The organism is Neobacillus sp. NPDC097160, from assembly GCF_044762155.1.
Classification (GTDB): Bacteria; Bacillota; Bacilli; order Bacillales; family Cytobacillaceae; genus Neobacillus.
The window spans coordinates 1-16,613 of record NZ_JBIWDU010000003.1 but is presented as its reverse complement, the minus strand read 5'-3'; the positions used below and the strand labels follow the sequence as shown (position 1 = coordinate 16,613).

Below are 16,613 nucleotides of genomic sequence, written 5' to 3'. Positions count from 1 at the left end.
TGTTTTTCGCCCTAAAACAGGAAAATTCAACAAATTTCGAGGCTTGCCTCTTTTTTTTAAGGAATAACCAATAAAAAGAAAAAAGCGGCATTGCAGCCGCTCCACTTTACCTTTTAAAATTCCATTCTTCACTTTCATAGCGCTCTTTAGCTATTTTTTGAACGTATGCGGTTTCTTCTTCTGTTAGCTGATATGGTTCAAGATCTATATTTAGTCCTTCAGCAAACCCTTTATAAAAAGCCTCTTTCGCCTCATCGAGGGTAATCCTCCTTGGGCTTATAGCATTGATGGCAACCGCTTTATCCTTAAATGCTTTCTTCATCCGATCCTTAACACGTTCATTTGAATATTTAAACAAGCTAAACAACTTGTCCTCATCTAAATCCAATAGAATCGAACCGTGCTGTAGAATAACACCTTTCTGTCTTGTTTGCGCACTGCCCGCTACCTTTCTTCCCTCTACAACCAGCTCATACCAGCTCGGTGCATCAAAGCATACAGCGGAGCGGGGATTTTTCAATGCATCCCGTTCCTCAGCTGTCTTTGGCACGGCAAAATAAGCTTCAAGTCCTAAATGATGGAAGCCTTTTAAGATTCCTTCTGAAATAACACGATAGGCCTCGGTAACAGATTTTGGCATTTTTGGGTGATTTTCCGAAACGATGACACTATATGTAAGCTCATGCTCATGGAGAACACCGCGCCCCCCTGTAGGTCTCCTGACAAACCCCAGCTCGTGCGCTTTCACGGCCTCCATGTCAATTTCCTTTTCAACCTTTTGAAAATACCCTACAGACAAGGTTGGAGGATTCCAGCCATAGAAACGGATGACGGGAGGGATTTTTCCCTCGCTATGCCAATCTAGTAATGCTTCATCTAATGCCATATTAAAGGATGGTGAACAATTTCCAGAGTCAATAAAACGCCAAACTTCTTTTTTCATTCGAAAACCTCATTTTTATAAAATTGTCTCGAGTTTAAGTCTACCAAAATCTGATATGATTTCAAAATAAGCTGTTTCTGATATAATGTTATTAGACAAAAATGAAAAGATTTTTTACTATTCATCTTTATCTTTATCGGAATGACTTATATAATAAAAACTAGTGCAGGAAAGCTTGAAAGGAGCAAAAAGAAGTTGAGTTCACTTTATGTTTTATTAATTATTCTCGCAGCAGTTATTATTTACTCCGTTTTTACCTATTTCTATCAGAAGAGGATTGTTAAAACGGTAACTGAAGAAGAATTCCGTTCGGGATACAGAAAGGCACAACTTATAGATGTTCGTGAAGCGAATGAGTTCGATGGCGGTCATATTCTGGGAGCACGTAATATCCCAATGTCACAAATGAAAATGCGCATTAAGGAAATTCGACAGGACATGCCAGTTTACCTATATTGCCAAAGCGGGATGCGCAGTGCACGTGCCGCCCAATTTTTACACAAAAGAGGTTATAAGGACCTTACCCAGCTTCAAGGCGGGTTCAAAAAGTGGTCTGGTAAAGTAAAGACGAAAAAATAATGATGACTCTAAAGGTTCCGGGGATGTTCCCGGAGCTTTTTTTGTTTCCAAACTAAAGAAAGATCAGATTCATTTTTCGAATCTGACCTTTCTTCCCATATCAAGCTCTTTGGTATTTTAAAACTGGTTTACGTGCTGCCATAGTTTCATCCAAGCGGCCAACTACAGTTGTATGTGGTGCTTCCTGGACAACCTCAGGATTTTCCTCAGCCTCTTTGGCAATTTGGATCATGATATCGACGAAGGAATCAAGCGTTTCTTTTGATTCTGTTTCTGTCGGCTCAATCATGATACACTCTTCCACATTTAACGGGAAGTAAATGGTTGGTGGATGGTAGCCAAAATCAAGCAGGCGTTTCGCAATATCTAATGTGCGGACACCTAATTTTTTCTGACGTTTGCCGCTTAGGACAAACTCATGCTTACAATGTTTATCAAATGGTAAATCATAATGTTCAGCCAATCTTCTCATCATGTAGTTGGCATTTAATACCGCATACTCCGTTACTGCTTTTAAACCATCAGGACCCATGGAACGAATGTACGTATAAGCGCGAACGTTTATGCCGAAGTTCCCGTAGAACGGCTTCACACGGCCAATGGATTGTGGACGATCATAATCAAGTACAAACTCCTCGCCACGCTTCGAAATAATTGGTTTTGGCAAGTATGGTATAAGGTCTGACTTTACACCGACAGGACCAGAACCAGGGCCGCCGCCACCATGTGGACCAGTAAAGGTTTTATGAAGATTTAAGTGCACAACGTCAAATCCCATGTCGCCAGGTCTGGCTTTTGAAAGGACAGCATTTAGGTTTGCCCCGTCATAATAAACTTTTCCTCCGGCATCGTGAACAATTTCAGCGATCTCAAGGATATGTTCTTCAAATAGTCCAAGCGTATTTGGATTGGTTAGCATTAAGGCAGCCGTATCTTCCCCAACAACCCTACGTAAATCCTCAAGATCAACAAGACCCTTATCCGTTGATTTAACTGTTACCGTTTCAAAACCTGCGATTGTGGCAGATGCAGGGTTTGTACCATGTGCTGAATCAGGAACAATTACCTTTGTACGGTTTAGATCTCCATTTGCTTCATGGTAGGCACGGATCAACATTAATCCAGTCCATTCCCCATGTGCACCTGCTGCTGACTGTAATGTCACTTCGTCCATTCCGGTAATTTCAATCAAATGCTGCTGCAAGTCATATAACAGGCCTAGTGCACCTTGGACAGAGCTCTCGTCCTGAAGTGGGTGCACATGGGCAAATCCATTAAAGCGGGCAACATTTTCATTAATTTTCGGATTGTATTTCATCGTACATGAACCTAATGGATAAAATCCTGAGTCCAGGCCGTGGTTCCTTTTTGAAAGAGCCGTATAGTGGCGCATGATATCAAGCTCTGAAACCTCAGGAAGTTCAGGCTCTTCTATCCGAAGGAACCCCGCTGGAAGAAGAGTGCTGATATCTAATTCCGGTACATCCATTTCTGGAAGACTGTATCCGATTCGTCCGGGTGTACTAGCTTCAAAAATGAGCGCTTGGTCTTGATTATGCATGCAGATCCCCCAATTCTTTCACTAAAGTATCGATTTCTTCCTTCGTCCTCTGTTCTGTTACGGCAATCAGCATATGGTTAGACAGCTCTGAATAGTCACGACCTAAATCATAGCCCCCGATGATTCCTTTTTGTAACAGTTTTTGATTTATTTCTTTAACCGGTTTGTTTAATTTTACAACGAATTCATTGAAGGAATAGCCATCATTAGCGACTTCAAATCCAGCTTCTTTAAAAGCAGTTTTTGCATAATGTGCCTTCTGTAAATTGGCTGCAGCCATTTCACGGACACCCTTTTTACCAAGAGCTGTCATCGCGACAGATGCTGCAAGGGCATTGAGCGCTTGGTTTGAACAAATATTTGATGTCGCTTTTTCACGACGGATATGCTGTTCACGTGCTTGAAGTGTTAATACAAATCCACGACGTCCTTGATCATCTACTGTTTGCCCTACAAGACGTCCTGGTACCTTCCGCATTAATTTGTTCGTTACGGCAAAATATCCACAGTGTGGGCCGCCAAAGGCAGTTGGAATTCCGAACGGCTGTGCATCACCGATAACAATATCAGCACCAAATTTTCCTGGAGGTGTCAAAACACCAAGGGATAGCGGATAGCTGCTAACTACAAACATCCCTTTATTAGCATGAATGATTTCCTCAACCTCTTTTAACGGCTCGATTCTGCCAAAGAAATTTGGGTATTGGACGATTACTGCTGCAACATCATCATGTACTAATTCCGTTAACGCTTCAATATCTGTTACACCATCTTTTACAGGTACTTCTACTACTTCAAGATTTTGACCTTTTGCATATGTTTTAAGGACATCACGATACTCAGGATGAACCGCAGTTGAAACAACGATTGTTTTCCGTTTCGTATGACCGGCACTAAGCATTGCTGCCTCTGCAAGAGCCGTTCCACCGTCATACATCGAGGAGTTCGCCACATCCATTCCAGTTAATTCGCAAATCATTGTTTGGAATTCAAAAATTGCTTGCAACTCGCCTTGAGAAATTTCCGGCTGGTATGGTGTATAGGCAGTATAAAATTCAGAACGAGAGATTACATGATCAACAATAACAGGCATGTAATGATCATAAACACCAGCGCCCAGGAATGATACATTTCGTTTAAGGTCAGCATTTTGGTCTGCTAACATAAAAAGCTCTTTCATTAGCGCAGTCTCGGACTTAGCCGCTTTAATGTTGTACTCACCCTTAAACCTTACTTTTTCAGGGATATCGCTAAACAGTTCATCAATTGAAGAAACACCAATCGTTTCAAGCATAGCCTTCTTATCTTGTTCAGTCATAGGTAAATAGCGATGTTTCATAAACCTAACTCCCTTCATGTTTTACTTTTCTCTTTTATAAAAAGGTGTTGGAACTACTGCAGCTTTTAAACGTTTTCCACGAATTTCAACTTCAACCTCAGATTCAAGCCCGGTAAATTCCGTCTTAATAAGGGCAAGGCCAATATTTTTCTTTAAAGTAGGTGATTGCGTACCGGTAGTTACTTCGCCGATTAGCTCCTCACCGATATAAACAGGGTATCCATGACGAGGGATTCCACGGTCAATCATTTCAATCCCAACTAATTTTCTTGATAAGCCACTTTCTTTTTGCTGTTTTAAAGCAGTTTTGCCAATAAAATCGCCTTCTTTATTTAATTTCACTGCAAAGCCAATACCTGCTTCCAGCGGTGAAATTTCTGGTGAAAGCTCTTGGCCATAAAGGGCTAAATTCGCTTCAAATCGGAGTGTGTCACGCGCCCCCAATCCACATGGAAGCACACCTTCCTCTTCACCGGCTTTTAAAATGGCTCTCCATAATTCGACAACATCTTTTGCGTCACAATACACCTCAAAACCATCTTCACCGGTATAACCAGTTCTAGATACAAGTGCCGTTTTGCCATTTACGTTTACTTTTTGTTGGAATTTGAAAAAGCCAATATCACTTAAATTTGTTCCAGTCACAAGCTTTTGCAGGACTTTTTCAGCAAGCGGCCCTTGAATAGCCAGCTGAGCTGTTTTTTCTGAAAGGTTTTCAATTGTGACATCACCTTCTACATGCTCTTCAAGCCATTTATAATCCTTTTCAATGTTGGATGCATTTACAACCAAAAGATAATGGTCGTCTTCGATTTTATAGACGAGTAAATCATCGACTGTACCGCCGTTATCGAAGCACATAGCTGTATACTGGGCACCGCCATTTTTTACTTTTGAAATGTCATTTGTCATCATTTTTTGCAAGTAGCTTAAGCTGTCAGATCCTTTGACTTCGACTTCACCCATATGGGATACATCAAACAAGCCTGCACGATTGCGGACTGCTTCATGTTCTTCCTTTATGCTTGAGAATTGGACAGGCAGCTCCCATCCGCCAAAATCGATGGTTTTCCCCCCATTTTCTTTATACACATCGAAAAGCGGAGTACGTTTTAATCCAGTCATCAATAAAGTCCCCCTTCAATCTTTTACTTGTTCATTATTTGTTATAAATGACTCTTTAAAAGAGATTGAACCCATTACCAAAATCATGCAAAATTATTATCCATACTTCCTTCTAGAAAAACAAACAGATGGATGATCATTCTAAAAAGACCATAAAAAAGGACAGAAGCCCCCCTTTGGATAAAAGAAGGTCTCTGTCCTTGCACCTGAAAGTTTACCAAAAAATGGTTTTCCCCTTTGGTGGCTGCCTATATTGGGCAGCGCTCTCCAGAGCTGCGTCAAACAAGAGTTCTTTTGCCTGAGAGATTCACATTTCTGCTTGCTCCTTCGGCGCTACAACGGTAGTCTCTCCCCTTGTTGTCATTCGCATTATAATATTTTCCAATTTGGTCATACTAATTATACTTATAAAGTAATTTACCTTATTAAAATATTTAAAAACTTTCAAAGCTATTATCATCCTACCATTAAAACAACACATTGAGCAATAACTTTATTAGAAAACTGTAAGCGCATAAATCTGGTGACTGAGGATAGATGAATATATGAAAAGGAGCTGAAATGATGTCGGTCGAAATTGAATTTGATTCCTCTTGGCAGGATGATTTTTTACATAGAATTGACAACGATGGTCCATGGGGGAATTGGGAGCTATTTAAGCTGGCAATCGGGGTTGAAAAACATTTGGTGATACCGGAATTCGAGGGCTTGCAAGCCACAGATCATTTGCCTAATTTAACCCCCCTTCCCCACCAGCTCGAAACAGCAAAACAAGTAATTGAAAACATGAATGGAAAAGCCATCCTAGCGGACGAAGTTGGACTTGGGAAGACCATTGAGGCTGGATTAATTTTAAAAGAATACATGATTCGCGGATTAGTGAAAAAGGTCTTGATTCTTGTCCCTGCTTCCTTGGTCACCCAATGGGCGATTGAACTGAATAGCAAATTTTTTATCCCTGCGATTACCCAAAGGAAAAGTTATGTATGGGAACAGTGTGATGTTGTCGTTTCATCGATTGATACAGCCAAACGAAACCCACATCGAGATATTATCTATAAACAAGACTATGATCTCATCATCATTGATGAAGCACATAAATTAAAAAATAACAAAACGAAAAACTACGAATTTGTCCAGAATCTTAAAAAGAAATTTTGCTTACTATTGACAGCCACACCGATTCAAAACCGAATCGAAGAAATCTTTAATCTAGTTTCTCTGCTAAAACCCGGGCATTTAGGCAGTGAGACTTCATTTTATGAGAAATACAAACGTGATGCGCGGTCTTTAAATGATGATGAGCATTTAAAAGAATTAGTAAACAAGGTGATGATCCGCAACCGCCGCGCTGATACAGGAATTGAATGGACGAAACGCCATGTGGAAACAATTCCGATTAAATTCACGTCTCCTGAAAAAGAGCTTTATGAGGCGATAAACACGCTTAAAAATGAGGGTGATTGGGTTCAGACTAGTGCTTTCTCGGTGATGACGCTGCAACGGGAGGCATGCAGCAGCAGGGAAGCAGTTTTTTATACTCTGAAAAATATGCTTCAAAAAAGGGAAAATCCAACTCGTGCTTTCGAGGAGCAAATTCAGTTTTTAATTTCAAAGGTAGAAGCCGTCCAGCAAAATTCAAAAGCAGAAAAAGCACTTGAATTGATTCAAAAAGTAAATGATAAAGTCATTATTTTTACCGAATATCGAGCCACACAGATGTACCTGCAATGGTTTTTAAAACAGCATGGGATTTCTTCTGTACCGTTTCGCGGCGGCTTTAAACGCGGGAAAAAGGACTGGATGCGGGAATTGTTTCAAAAGCACGCCCAGGTGTTGATTGCGACAGAAGCTGGTGGTGAAGGAATTAATTTGCAGTTTTGTAATCATATCATTAATTTTGATTTACCATGGAATCCAATGCGGCTCGAGCAGCGAATTGGCCGAATCCATCGTCTCGGACAGGAAAAGGATGTCATGATCTACAATTTTGCCATCAAGAATACTGTGGAAGAACATATCTTAAAGCTCCTTTATGAAAAGATCCATTTATTTGAAAAAGTAATTGGTGAGCTTGATGATATCTTAACAAAACTGGAATTTGGCAACATTGAAGATCATTTGATTGATATTTTTGGACAATCCGCATCTGAAGGCGAAATGAGAATAAAAATGGAGAATTTATCATCGATGATTGAATTTGCTCAATCCATGAAGGAAGGGGATTCACATGCAGCAGCAGGAAATTCATAATTTTCTTTTGAATTATTTTAAGGCAAATGAATGCCTAATACTTGAAAATAAACCAGGCTTTTTAACTGTCCAGTTAACAATTGAACTGGATAAAGAACTGATGAACAGGCCATTTTACTGGCACTATTTAGAAAAAACTGGCGGAGTTCCAAATCCAATGCGGCTTACCTTCATCACGAATAAGGGATTAGCCCCCGATCATATCAAGGGCGAAACGATCCACTTTGGTTCGCCACGTCTGCATCAAATTTTTGAATCAACAAAAAATCTCGCCAGTTATATTCGCCTTTATGAGAATCATCGCAAGCTCGGCAGCCAAACTCCCTTGCTGCCGTGGTTATGCATGAATGTTAAGATTTCCTATCAATGTGACCGTAAGCGGGATGTTTTTAAATCAATCGGCTTACAGCTAATTAATGGTCAAATGGTTGAGGACTTTCACGACCGATTAATGCAAATACCGCTGACCCCCAAAATTCCCGATTATTCCTTTACATTATCGCCATTGGTAAAACCAAAGAGCGGCATGTCAAGAATCGAAACGTATTTACAATCAATAATTTCTGAAGAAGACCATTCATGGGCTTATGATGCACGGAAGCGGTGGGATCAGGATTTGCAGCTGTTAGATCATTTTTATGAGGACGTAGAAGATGAAAATGAAAGCTACGAGACAGAAAAAAAGGCTCTACAAGAACAATACGAACCAAAAATAAACATCTCCTTCATCAATGGCGGGCTCTTCTATTTGACGGAAAAAGCAATATAAAGAAAAAATCCATTACAGTGTAATGGATTTTTAAATATCCTAAATCGTTTCCTCACATTTTCCGTTTCTTTTTCACTTCAGAATAAAGGATATAGGGTAGAATTCCAAACCATCTATACCAAAAATCAGCCTTTTTTTGCTTTCTTTCAATACGCAGCCGTTTGCGTTCATCCTTCGGCTGGTCAGCATATTTTACAATGGTTTGGGTCATGTATTTAACATAATCATTTGTTTTCACGGACACACCTGCCTTTTCTTACACTTAAAAGTATATCCATGTTTTGTTTTTTCAAACGGGTATTTCAATTTACCCATTTGACCATTTTCTTTGACTTTAAATCAAAAAAGCCGCGTCCTGTAATAATTTCGCCAGATTTTAGACATAGCGTAAAATTTACCTTCTGGTTAGATCCGGACGGCGTTTCGGCTTGGTAATCCATGGTTCCATTTACATAAATGAGCGTTCCCTTGGCAGGAATTCCTCCAGTTTGTTGCAGCAACTCCACTTTCTTTACTGATGAAAGAAAATAATATTCCTGTTGGAGGATTGCTGCCGTTTCATGGGCCATTTTTCTTTCAGTTAGCAATTGTTCAATATGCATGGAGAAAAATAGCAGAAAAATGATAAGTAAGCACAAAACTAGCGGGTAGGTAAATCCTTGTTGATTATTTTTCATGTTCCACCAGACCAATTCACTAACGAATAGCATGTGACGACATATTCTTTTCCCCTAGTGTCTGTAACGGTTATCTTAACAGCACTATTGATGATCGAAAAGGTGGATTGCGATACGTTTTGGAGGATAATTTCGTGCCCTGTTGAGTTCACACGTCTTCTTAAGTTGGACCCATACATTTCAATTTGAACAGTTTCTGTATCTTTGGTAAGGATTAAACGGCCCGATTCTACTACGGCACGTGTGGACAGCCGGATCTCCTTTTTCATTTGACTGGAAAAGACTTCCCACTCCATCGCTTGTAGTTCTGCGTCATTCCCTTTCGTGTTCAGGATAATTTGAAAAATAGGTGCCATAAAGAAAATAATAGTGGCAAAGATTGAAAAAGCGATCAGTACTTCGATTAGGGTAAAAGCTTTTTCATTCGAGGACACCACAAACTTTCGATTCTGGAAGGAATGCATTTTTTTCAACGTTTACACACACCTCCTTTTGACCTAACGATTCTGTTTCATTCCAAATGATTTTGTATTCTACCTTATTCCGGATAATTGTGTAATTTTTGAATGTTTGACTATCGATTAATTTTGCTTGCAGTTCTTCATACATTATTTTTCGCGACGTATTCTCTATTTCCAATTTCATGGATTGGTGCCTTATCTCCATTAATATGGGCAATAAATATAAGCTTAGCATTAACAATGCAGACAATGAGAGCAGCAGTTCCAGCAAAAAAAATCCCTTATTGCTCTGTAACATAAAACCGTCCCTTCCCAATCAAAACGGTTAGTCGATAAGTTTTCTTTTCAGTATAGATAAAAAAAGTACCAAACTTGTTGACATTTCCGTCACTTAAGAATTTGTAAGATAAAGGGATGGTGCCCTCCCTGACAGTATATTTTGTTGAGTATTTTCTCTCGATAAATCGCGGCAGATCGGGTCGCAATCTCATAAAATAAAGATATTGATCCGGCATAAAGACAACTGTCACTTCATACTGGTGAGAAATTGCATATTGCTGGGCATATAGCAGGTCTGCCTGCAATTGTGTTAAAAAGGCCTCATCTTCAATTACAGAGTGCTGCGGCTTTAAATAGAAGACTGTAATCGAGGAAATAATCATAAAGATCGAGAGAACTAATAAGGATTCAATTAAGGTAAAGCCTTTTTGATTTTGGCTCATTGTTAATTTGATGCTACCTTTTCAACAGAAGTGACGTTACCTTTAGAATCAATTTCAACTGTATTCCCGTTTGGACAACCTTTGACATCCTTTAAATATCCCTCTGTTTTAAGCTCATCAAGTGTTGGAAACTTGTTCTTGTCCATTACATATGCTTGAACTTGGGCTTGTACCATTTTGACATATGCCTCGCATCCCTTGTTATTGATATTTGAATTATGTTTGGCAACATTCGGAATCGTGACAATTAACAAAACTGAAATGACAAGCATTACGATCATCATTTCTATCAGTGTAAAACCTTTTTCATTTTTTAACATATTAAGAATCCTCCATTTTCTTAAATTCCATCAAGCAGATGGAACATTGGTAATAGAATAGCTAAATACATGGAAACAACGAGAAATCCAATAAACAAATAAAGAAGGGGCTGAATGGTTTTTAAACTTTTTTCAATCATTTCCTCCATGTTGGTGACACAGTGTTTACTGAAAAACAGCAATTCCTGCTCTAATTTTCCATTTTCTTGGCCGTGTTTGACAATCATCGGAAATTCCTTTTCAAAAAATGAGAAGGCAGCTAAAATGGTTTCCAATTTTTCTCCTGTAACAAGCTTATATTTAATTTCTTCAGCTATTTTGCTGTAAAACGGTTGTCTTTGATTTTTTTCAAAAAGAAGCAGTGCTTCCGAGACTGAAATTCCACCGGATAATAGGAAGCTTAGTTGAATGGAAAAGTAGTGTGTAAACAGCAATTTGAGGATCCTGCCGACAATAGGAATACGGACGAGTTGTGACCTTTGCTGCAGGATGGAGAGTTTTCGAAATACAAGAAAATAATAAATTGCCGTTAGGATGAGAAGCACTAACACAGCACCGACAACATACGGGAAATAATGGTCAAAGGCGTAGATGACCTTTGTGAAAAAATTCGCCTCAAGGCCAAGCGACGAAAAAAGCGTCGTAAACCTTGGCAGCAATGTGTTTTCGATAAAAATGAATAGCACACCTGTAATAAATATAAGCAGCATCGGATATTGAAGTAATTTTAGCAGTTTTTGTAAATCTTTATCCTTTAAAAGTGCAAGTTCACTTCCTTCTAATAATGCATCGGCAAAGCTGCCATGCTGCTCTGCAAAATAAACATAGCCGATTAAGTCTTTGTTAAACCTGAGAGTGGTTAAGACATCATGAAATGGTAAGCCCTTTTTTAACTCTTCTAAACAGCCATATAATTCCTCCTTTCGTTTCGCAGGTAATTGTAATGCTATGGATTCAATTGCTTCTGCAATTGGATACCCCCGTGCAAGTAATTCACCGGTTCTCTTCAAGAAAATCGCTTGTTCATTCACAGACCATTTACGGGTTTTCATGATCAAACACCAGCCGTTCATATTCCGACTCTTGAATATATCCAAGGGCAATCCCCTTGTTAATCACTTCTTTAAGTCTCCTATAATGTGATTCGGTTTTTTCACCCTTGGCCGCTTTCATCGCTGAGTTTAAATTTCTTCCTGATAACAATTCAAACACACTTGCTCTTTTCCATCTTCCATATGAATAACAAATAGGTGAACACTCCCCCTCGCAGAATGGGCATGTAAGTTCCACTAGTCTTTGTGCGGTGACAGCAATCAATGTCTGCTCTACCTCTAACCAATTCACACCAAATTCACGGAGACGGTATACCGCACCCTTGGCGTCTCTCGTGTGCATTGTGCTTAAAACTAAATGCCCTGTTAAGGCTGCGCGTACGGCTATCTTGGCCGTTTCTGCATCCCTAATTTCACCAACCATGATGATATCAGGATCGTGGCGAAGAATAGCCTTTAATCCGGCCGCATAGGTTACGCCTGCTTTTTCGTTCACTTGAACCTGCAGGACAGAGTCATAGTTTTTTTCAATTGGGTCTTCAAGTGTGATGACATTACGATGAAATAAGTGGGCCGTTTCATTCAATAGCGAGTAGAGGGTTGTTGTCTTACCCGATCCAGTCGGACCGGTAAATATGATGAGTCCATGTGCGTGTTTGAGTAGGGCTAGCAGTTTTCGTGTCATTGCTGGGAATAACGAAAGTTGGTGAAAAGGGATCTGTTCTTGTTGGGGTAATAACCGGATGACAAGACTTTCTCTGTTGTTTGATGGAAGAGTTGAAAGCCTTAGTCCCATTAATTGTCCGTCTACTTCACAAAAAATGGCTCCGCTTTGCGGGCGTCTTCTTTCTCCGATATCCATATTGGCTGTGAATTTAAAATGTGAGATTAATCTGTCGCATTCATCTTTGGGAAGTGATAACCGGGGAATGAGTTTGTTGGTTAAACGGATTTGAACAAGTGTGTCTTTCTTTCTTGGTATAATGTGAATATCTGTTGCTTGGTTCCGTGCTGCATCTGTAATGATTCGATCAGCTAAAATTTCAATTGCGCTAACAATAGGTAACACCACCTTTTTAATTTTCTTTGCATATATTTCGACATCGTTCTTTCTTTTCCTTCTTTATTTTTCAAAAATAATTATTTTTTTTACAATTTTTTTTGCTTCCCTCCCCTTTCCAATAATTCCAATAATCCAGCATTGACATGCACATCTATTTAATAAAACACACCATTTTTCTAATATTGTTACAATATAAAGACGGTAATTGTGAACATTTTCTAAACATATAGTGTTAACATTGTTAACTTCATTCCCTTGTTGTAATTGCTGTATTATAATGGAATAAATTATGGGGGTCAGAGGTGAACAGAGATGGAACAAACATTAAAAATTACAAACGTTTTGTCAGATCCAACACGATACTACATTTATCAATACATTACCAAACGTCATCAAGAAGTAACTGTTCAAGAAGTTGCAGAAAATTTTAATATTCATCCGAATGTAGCAAGATTGCATTTATCAAAGTTAGAGGATGTTAACATGTTAGCATCAGAAACAAAGAAAACGGGAAAAGGCGGTCGGCCAAGCCGGTTATATCGTTTATCCGACGATGTCATTCAGCTTCATTTCCCATACCGCGACTATATGCTATTATCCAAAGTTGCAATTCAAACCATGATTTCACTTGGTGAAGTTGGTAAAGAAGCACTTTTCTTAACAGGGAAGCGATTTGGTACGGAAGTGATTGAGCAGGAAATGGCAAAAAGATCTCTGGGTGAGGAATTAGAATTTGAGCAAAAGCTAACAATATTAAAAAGTGCCGCAACACTAGCAGGTTTTTACCCGGAATTTGAAGCAAATGGTGATAAAACAAAAATCTTTTTCCAAATTTTCAATTGCCCATTTAAAGAGGTTGCAGAAGAACATTCGGAAACAGTTTGCAGTATGCACCATGAATTTTTAAAGGGAATGTTCGGAGCACTTTTCGAATCGGTTGAATTAATCGAGAAAGAAAACATGATTTCCGGCTGTGATACTTGCTCTTATCAAGCACTTGTGACAAACTAATTCGAAACCATTATTTACATTACACCTCCTTTTACTTTATAATATTGTAATGATGGTATCGATGGGGTAAAAGGAGGGATACATATGGATCGCATGTTCAGAGTTTGTGGTTTCTGGACGGGCATTTTTACTGTTATGTTTTATCTGGGTGATTTGGATAAAACAGCGATGTTATTCTTAGCCCAAACAGGATTTTTCATTCTGCTAAGCTATCTTAAACTTTCCGAGCGTATGTATTTATGGGTGTTCGGAGCATATTTAACAGTTTTCTTCGCTGGCTTCACATATTGGACAACATTTATGATGCCGCTTGGAGGACATTGAGAAAAAGCCGGAGTTTATGCTCCGGCTTTTCTTTTATTCAGTGAACACATTGCTTCCATGTAATTGCATCCCTTTTTGCTGAACAATTAGATGAAAATATGAGCTCATCCCGGAAGGCATAATTAAGCTGCGAATCGCTCGATTCCGCTTACTTACCTCTGAAAATGGATTGGGATCAAAATGGTCTTCTAATTCCTTTAGAATACCTGCTTTTAATAAAAATTCATCCTGTCGAAGTTTTGTTAATAATTGCAACTCGACTTGCTCACCTTTTTGAATTAGGTAATCAAAATGGATATGAGTAGTAATGTCCATTTCCCCGGGATGCTGCAAGACATCATGAATCATCATGTGTTGATAATATCCTCTCAAGCTCCCCTGTGCTCTCCGGGGATCCATCCATTCCTCATTCGAATAACCATAATCAGCTGTCACAACCAAGCCTTTGGTTAATACTGTTGAAATCTCTTGCATCATCTTATCCATTGCTAGTGGTATTTCAATTCGCTGCTTTTCCTTTAAAGCAATTTTACTTTCCTCTAGAAAAGAAAAAATTTCTGGATTTGTTAATGGAATTTCTAGTTCGCACAATTCGTCTTTTTGAATCCCAACCATCACCTCTAATAGTTTCCCATCTGTTTTTTCAATCACATGGACAGGTAATGCATCAAAAAGTTCGTTTGAAAATATCATCCCTTCAAAGTGCTCTATTTCGCTTAGGCTCTCCACTTGGACAACAAAAAAATCGGGCGACAGTAATTCACTTTGTAATTTCCGATGATATGGGCTGCTTTCCACAATAAAATATTGCAGTGGCGATTTTATTGATTCGTTCCATTCCTGCAAAAAGGACTTAGCGAAGCGGCCATTTCCTGCCCCAATTTCGCAAAATATTGCTGGCAGGTTTGTGGTTTGACAGATGTGGGAAAACCATTTTGCTACCAGCCTGCCATACACATCAGAGATATTGCTTGTTGTAATAAAATCACCTTGGCGGCCAATTTTCTGTTTATCTTTCATATAATAGCCAAATTCGGGATGATAAAGAGCTGCACCAATATAATCAGCGTAAGAGATAAATCCTGCTTGAGAATTTGAAATTAAGTTCTGTAAATAGGTAATCATCGTAAACCCCTTTTTAGTTAGCACTATTGACATAGTGTTAATTTTATTATATTGTTAAGTTAGTAGCTTAACAATATCCCCTCCCATTATATGAATAAAGAACATCCCCCAGAAAGACCCTTCTCTTCAGTGAGAAGGGTCTTCTATATTATTATCCTAAAAACCATTCAAAAATGGATTGCTGTCCATTTCCTCACCAATTGTTGTAACAGGACCATGACCGGATAAGACATAGGTTTCCTCAGGTAATGTTAACAGCTTGTCATGGATACTTTTTAATAGCTGTGATTGATTACCTCCCGGCAGGTCTGTACGGCCGATACTGCCCTGAAATAAGGCGTCTCCAGAGATAACAAACCCTTCCCTATCGAAATAGCAGGAAATGCTCCCTGGCGAATGTCCTGGTGTATGAAAAACATCAAACTCAAAATCCCCGATTTTCATTGCCCCTTCATTATGAATAATGTGATCGGCAGGATTTACGCGAATTGGTTCAACATGCATAAACAACTGTGAGCCATTTAATGCAGGATCGCCCAGCCATTTTTCTTCCTGTTTGTGAATATAAGCAGGTATTTTATATGTATCCTTCACTACATTTACTGCTCCAATATGATCAAAATGCGCATGTGTTAAAATAATGGCACTTGGCTTTAATTTTCTTTGGTTCAGTAAATGAATCAACTTATTTCCTTCACTGCCCGGGTCAAAAATTAAACATGTCCGGTCAGGATTTTCAACGATATAACAATTTGTTTGCAATGCACCTAATGGAATTTGCTGCCACTTCATGAAAAAGAACCTCCTATTCAAATTACATTAGTATTATTTTACACTAAAACATTAGGATTAGAAATTAATGCACTTACATTACACTATTTTTGCCCTCGACAAATGCAAGAAAAAAATATAAAATAGGAATCGAATGTATATAATATAGTTACATAATTTTTTTCACTTGTTAGGCACATTGCCTGCGTATACCAAAAAGGGGGATTAATCATGGGTTTAGTTATTATTTTTGCGATCGTAACCGTGCTGGCTGCCTTCGGCGGATATAGTGCACTGAAGAATAAAAACTTCTTAGGCGCATTTTGGGGTGTAGCTTCATTCTTGGTTTTCGGCTGGTTTACAGTCATGACAATTATCAATTCTGGTTTTCCTACTGGAACGCATTAAAAAAGACTGTCAAAATGGACTTACACCCGTCAAGTAGACAGCTCTAAAAAAGACTATGCAGCCATCGTGATCCGGTATTCAACTGGAGCACGATGGTTTAGTCGTTTTTG

At 39.0% G+C, this 16,613-nt stretch carries 20 protein-coding genes and 1 riboswitch; of the genes, 6 read left to right on the top strand and 14 right to left on the bottom strand.

Annotation, left to right across the window (positions count from 1 at the left end):
- Positions 1–106 precede the first annotated feature (106 nt).
- Complete coding sequence (locus ACIQXV_RS04350; protein WP_402956378.1) at positions 107–943, bottom strand: lipoate--protein ligase family protein; 837 nt, start codon at positions 941–943, stop codon at positions 107–109.
- 195 nt (positions 944–1,138) lie between these two features.
- On the opposite strand from ACIQXV_RS04350, the gene ACIQXV_RS04345 reads away from it, so the two are divergent.
- Positions 1,139–1,522, top strand: a complete 384-nt coding sequence (locus ACIQXV_RS04345) for a rhodanese-like domain-containing protein (RefSeq protein WP_402956376.1) — start codon at positions 1,139–1,141, stop codon at positions 1,520–1,522.
- Between the two features lie 100 nt (positions 1,523–1,622).
- On the opposite strand, the gene gcvPB is transcribed toward ACIQXV_RS04345, so the two are convergent.
- The 3 genes from gcvPB to gcvT are packed head-to-tail and all read right to left on the bottom strand — an operon-like array spanning position 1,623 to position 5,547.
- Positions 1,623–3,083, bottom strand: coding sequence for an aminomethyl-transferring glycine dehydrogenase subunit GcvPB (gene gcvPB, locus ACIQXV_RS04340; protein ID WP_402956374.1), 1,461 nt, complete (start codon positions 3,081–3,083; stop codon positions 1,623–1,625).
- On the bottom strand, positions 3,076–4,422 hold the full coding sequence (gcvPA, locus tag ACIQXV_RS04335) for an aminomethyl-transferring glycine dehydrogenase subunit GcvPA (RefSeq protein WP_402956372.1): 1,347 nt from the start codon (positions 4,420–4,422) through the stop codon (positions 3,076–3,078). The genes gcvPB and gcvPA overlap by 8 nt, the downstream gene beginning before the upstream one ends.
- A 21-nt stretch (positions 4,423–4,443) precedes the next feature.
- Positions 4,444–5,547 (bottom strand): glycine cleavage system aminomethyltransferase GcvT, encoded by a 1,104-nt coding sequence (gcvT, locus tag ACIQXV_RS04330; protein WP_402956371.1) that lies wholly within the window; start codon positions 5,545–5,547, stop codon positions 4,444–4,446.
- Between the two features lie 276 nt (positions 5,548–5,823).
- Positions 5,824–5,911, bottom strand: a riboswitch (glycine riboswitch).
- Between the two features lie 200 nt (positions 5,912–6,111).
- Here gcvT and ACIQXV_RS04325 point away from each other — a divergent pair.
- Positions 6,112–7,800: a DEAD/DEAH box helicase gene (locus ACIQXV_RS04325; RefSeq protein ID WP_402957126.1), complete on the top strand. Its 1,689-nt coding sequence runs from the start codon at positions 6,112–6,114 to the stop codon at positions 7,798–7,800.
- Positions 7,778–8,569 (top strand): YqhG family protein, encoded by a 792-nt coding sequence (locus ACIQXV_RS04320; RefSeq protein WP_402956369.1) that lies wholly within the window; start codon positions 7,778–7,780, stop codon positions 8,567–8,569. Before ACIQXV_RS04325 ends, ACIQXV_RS04320 begins: the two co-directional genes overlap by 23 nt.
- A 52-nt stretch (positions 8,570–8,621) precedes the next feature.
- On the opposite strand, the gene ACIQXV_RS04315 is transcribed toward ACIQXV_RS04320, so the two are convergent.
- The 8 genes from ACIQXV_RS04315 to comGA all read right to left on the bottom strand — a co-directional run bounded on the left by ACIQXV_RS04315 (position 8,622) and on the right by comGA (position 12,873).
- Positions 8,622–8,807, bottom strand: coding sequence for a YqzE family protein (locus ACIQXV_RS04315; RefSeq protein WP_402956368.1), 186 nt, complete (start codon positions 8,805–8,807; stop codon positions 8,622–8,624).
- 64 nt (positions 8,808–8,871) lie between these two features.
- Positions 8,872–9,246 carry a competence type IV pilus minor pilin ComGG gene (comGG, locus tag ACIQXV_RS04310; RefSeq protein ID WP_402956366.1) on the bottom strand — a complete coding sequence of 125 codons (375 nt, stop codon included), beginning with the start codon at positions 9,244–9,246 and terminating at the stop codon, positions 8,872–8,874.
- Entirely contained in the window at positions 9,243–9,710 is a 468-nt protein-coding gene (gene comGF / locus ACIQXV_RS04305; protein ID WP_402957125.1) for a competence type IV pilus minor pilin ComGF, read from the bottom strand. Before comGF ends, comGG begins: the two co-directional genes overlap by 4 nt.
- The gene (locus ACIQXV_RS04300) at positions 9,667–10,005 is read right to left on the bottom strand and encodes a hypothetical protein (RefSeq protein WP_402956364.1); all 339 of its coding nucleotides are present in this window, start codon (positions 10,003–10,005) and stop codon (positions 9,667–9,669) included. Before ACIQXV_RS04300 ends, comGF begins: the two co-directional genes overlap by 44 nt.
- On the bottom strand, positions 9,989–10,429 hold the full coding sequence (comGD, locus tag ACIQXV_RS04295) for a competence type IV pilus minor pilin ComGD (protein ID WP_402956362.1): 441 nt from the start codon (positions 10,427–10,429) through the stop codon (positions 9,989–9,991). The genes ACIQXV_RS04300 and comGD overlap by 17 nt, the downstream gene beginning before the upstream one ends.
- A 2-nt stretch (positions 10,430–10,431) precedes the next feature.
- Positions 10,432–10,749: a competence type IV pilus major pilin ComGC gene (comGC, locus tag ACIQXV_RS04290; protein ID WP_402956360.1), complete on the bottom strand. Its 318-nt coding sequence runs from the start codon at positions 10,747–10,749 to the stop codon at positions 10,432–10,434.
- 20 nt (positions 10,750–10,769) lie between these two features.
- Entirely contained in the window at positions 10,770–11,801 is a 1,032-nt protein-coding gene (comGB, locus tag ACIQXV_RS04285; RefSeq protein ID WP_402956358.1) for a competence type IV pilus assembly protein ComGB, read from the bottom strand.
- Complete coding sequence (comGA, locus tag ACIQXV_RS04280; protein WP_402956356.1) at positions 11,788–12,873, bottom strand: competence type IV pilus ATPase ComGA; 1,086 nt, start codon at positions 12,871–12,873, stop codon at positions 11,788–11,790. The genes comGB and comGA overlap by 14 nt, the downstream gene beginning before the upstream one ends.
- 303 nt (positions 12,874–13,176) lie before the next feature.
- On the opposite strand from comGA, the gene ACIQXV_RS04275 reads away from it, so the two are divergent.
- Both ACIQXV_RS04275 and ACIQXV_RS04270 read left to right on the top strand, forming a co-directional pair.
- Positions 13,177–13,875 (top strand): helix-turn-helix transcriptional regulator, encoded by a 699-nt coding sequence (locus ACIQXV_RS04275; RefSeq protein WP_402956354.1) that lies wholly within the window; start codon positions 13,177–13,179, stop codon positions 13,873–13,875.
- Positions 13,876–13,959: 84 nt separating this feature from the next.
- Positions 13,960–14,199: a DUF2626 domain-containing protein gene (locus tag ACIQXV_RS04270; protein ID WP_402956353.1), complete on the top strand. Its 240-nt coding sequence runs from the start codon at positions 13,960–13,962 to the stop codon at positions 14,197–14,199.
- 33 nt (positions 14,200–14,232) lie between these two features.
- Here ACIQXV_RS04270 and ACIQXV_RS04265 read toward each other — a convergent pair whose 3' ends face one another.
- Together ACIQXV_RS04265 and ACIQXV_RS04260 are read right to left on the bottom strand one after the other, a co-directional pair.
- Complete coding sequence (locus tag ACIQXV_RS04265) at positions 14,233–15,324, bottom strand: class I SAM-dependent methyltransferase (protein WP_402956351.1); 1,092 nt, start codon at positions 15,322–15,324, stop codon at positions 14,233–14,235.
- Between the two features lie 156 nt (positions 15,325–15,480).
- Positions 15,481–16,116 (bottom strand): MBL fold metallo-hydrolase, encoded by a 636-nt coding sequence (locus ACIQXV_RS04260; RefSeq protein WP_402956350.1) that lies wholly within the window; start codon positions 16,114–16,116, stop codon positions 15,481–15,483.
- 210 nt (positions 16,117–16,326) lie between these two features.
- On the opposite strand from ACIQXV_RS04260, the gene ACIQXV_RS04255 reads away from it, so the two are divergent.
- Positions 16,327–16,503 carry a DUF2759 domain-containing protein gene (locus ACIQXV_RS04255; protein WP_402956348.1) on the top strand — a complete coding sequence of 59 codons (177 nt, stop codon included), beginning with the start codon at positions 16,327–16,329 and terminating at the stop codon, positions 16,501–16,503.
- Positions 16,504–16,613 lie beyond the last annotated feature (110 nt).

What these genes read in the sequence shown, in the direction of transcription:
- ACIQXV_RS04350 (WP_402956378.1), bottom strand. Translation starts at nt 943, where the DNA reads ATGAAAAAAGAAGTTTGGCGTTTTATTGACTCTGGAAATTGTTCACCA.
- gcvPB (WP_402956374.1), bottom strand. Translation starts at nt 3,083, where the DNA reads ATGCATAATCAAGACCAAGCGCTCATTTTTGAAGCTAGTACACCCGGA.
- gcvPA (WP_402956372.1), bottom strand. Translation starts at nt 4,422, where the DNA reads ATGAAACATCGCTATTTACCTATGACTGAACAAGATAAGAAGGCTATG.
- gcvT (WP_402956371.1), bottom strand. Translation starts at nt 5,547, where the DNA reads ATGACTGGATTAAAACGTACTCCGCTTTTCGATGTGTATAAAGAAAAT.
- ACIQXV_RS04325 (WP_402957126.1), top strand. Translation starts at nt 6,112, where the DNA reads ATGTCGGTCGAAATTGAATTTGATTCCTCTTGGCAGGATGATTTTTTA.
- ACIQXV_RS04320 (WP_402956369.1), top strand. Translation starts at nt 7,778, where the DNA reads ATGCAGCAGCAGGAAATTCATAATTTTCTTTTGAATTATTTTAAGGCA.
- comGG (WP_402956366.1), bottom strand. Translation starts at nt 9,246, where the DNA reads ATGAAAAATAATCAACAAGGATTTACCTACCCGCTAGTTTTGTGCTTA.
- comGF (WP_402957125.1), bottom strand. Translation starts at nt 9,710, where the DNA reads ATGCATTCCTTCCAGAATCGAAAGTTTGTGGTGTCCTCGAATGAAAAA.
- ACIQXV_RS04300 (WP_402956364.1), bottom strand. Translation starts at nt 10,005, where the DNA reads ATGTTACAGAGCAATAAGGGATTTTTTTTGCTGGAACTGCTGCTCTCA.
- comGD (WP_402956362.1), bottom strand. Translation starts at nt 10,429, where the DNA reads ATGAGCCAAAATCAAAAAGGCTTTACCTTAATTGAATCCTTATTAGTT.
- comGC (WP_402956360.1), bottom strand. Translation starts at nt 10,749, where the DNA reads ATGTTAAAAAATGAAAAAGGTTTTACACTGATAGAAATGATGATCGTA.
- comGB (WP_402956358.1), bottom strand. Translation starts at nt 11,801, where the DNA reads ATGAAAACCCGTAAATGGTCTGTGAATGAACAAGCGATTTTCTTGAAG.
- ACIQXV_RS04275 (WP_402956354.1), top strand. Translation starts at nt 13,177, where the DNA reads ATGGAACAAACATTAAAAATTACAAACGTTTTGTCAGATCCAACACGA.
- ACIQXV_RS04270 (WP_402956353.1), top strand. Translation starts at nt 13,960, where the DNA reads ATGGATCGCATGTTCAGAGTTTGTGGTTTCTGGACGGGCATTTTTACT.
- ACIQXV_RS04265 (WP_402956351.1), bottom strand. Translation starts at nt 15,324, where the DNA reads ATGATTACCTATTTACAGAACTTAATTTCAAATTCTCAAGCAGGATTT.
- ACIQXV_RS04260 (WP_402956350.1), bottom strand. Translation starts at nt 16,116, where the DNA reads ATGAAGTGGCAGCAAATTCCATTAGGTGCATTGCAAACAAATTGTTAT.
- ACIQXV_RS04255 (WP_402956348.1), top strand. Translation starts at nt 16,327, where the DNA reads ATGGGTTTAGTTATTATTTTTGCGATCGTAACCGTGCTGGCTGCCTTC.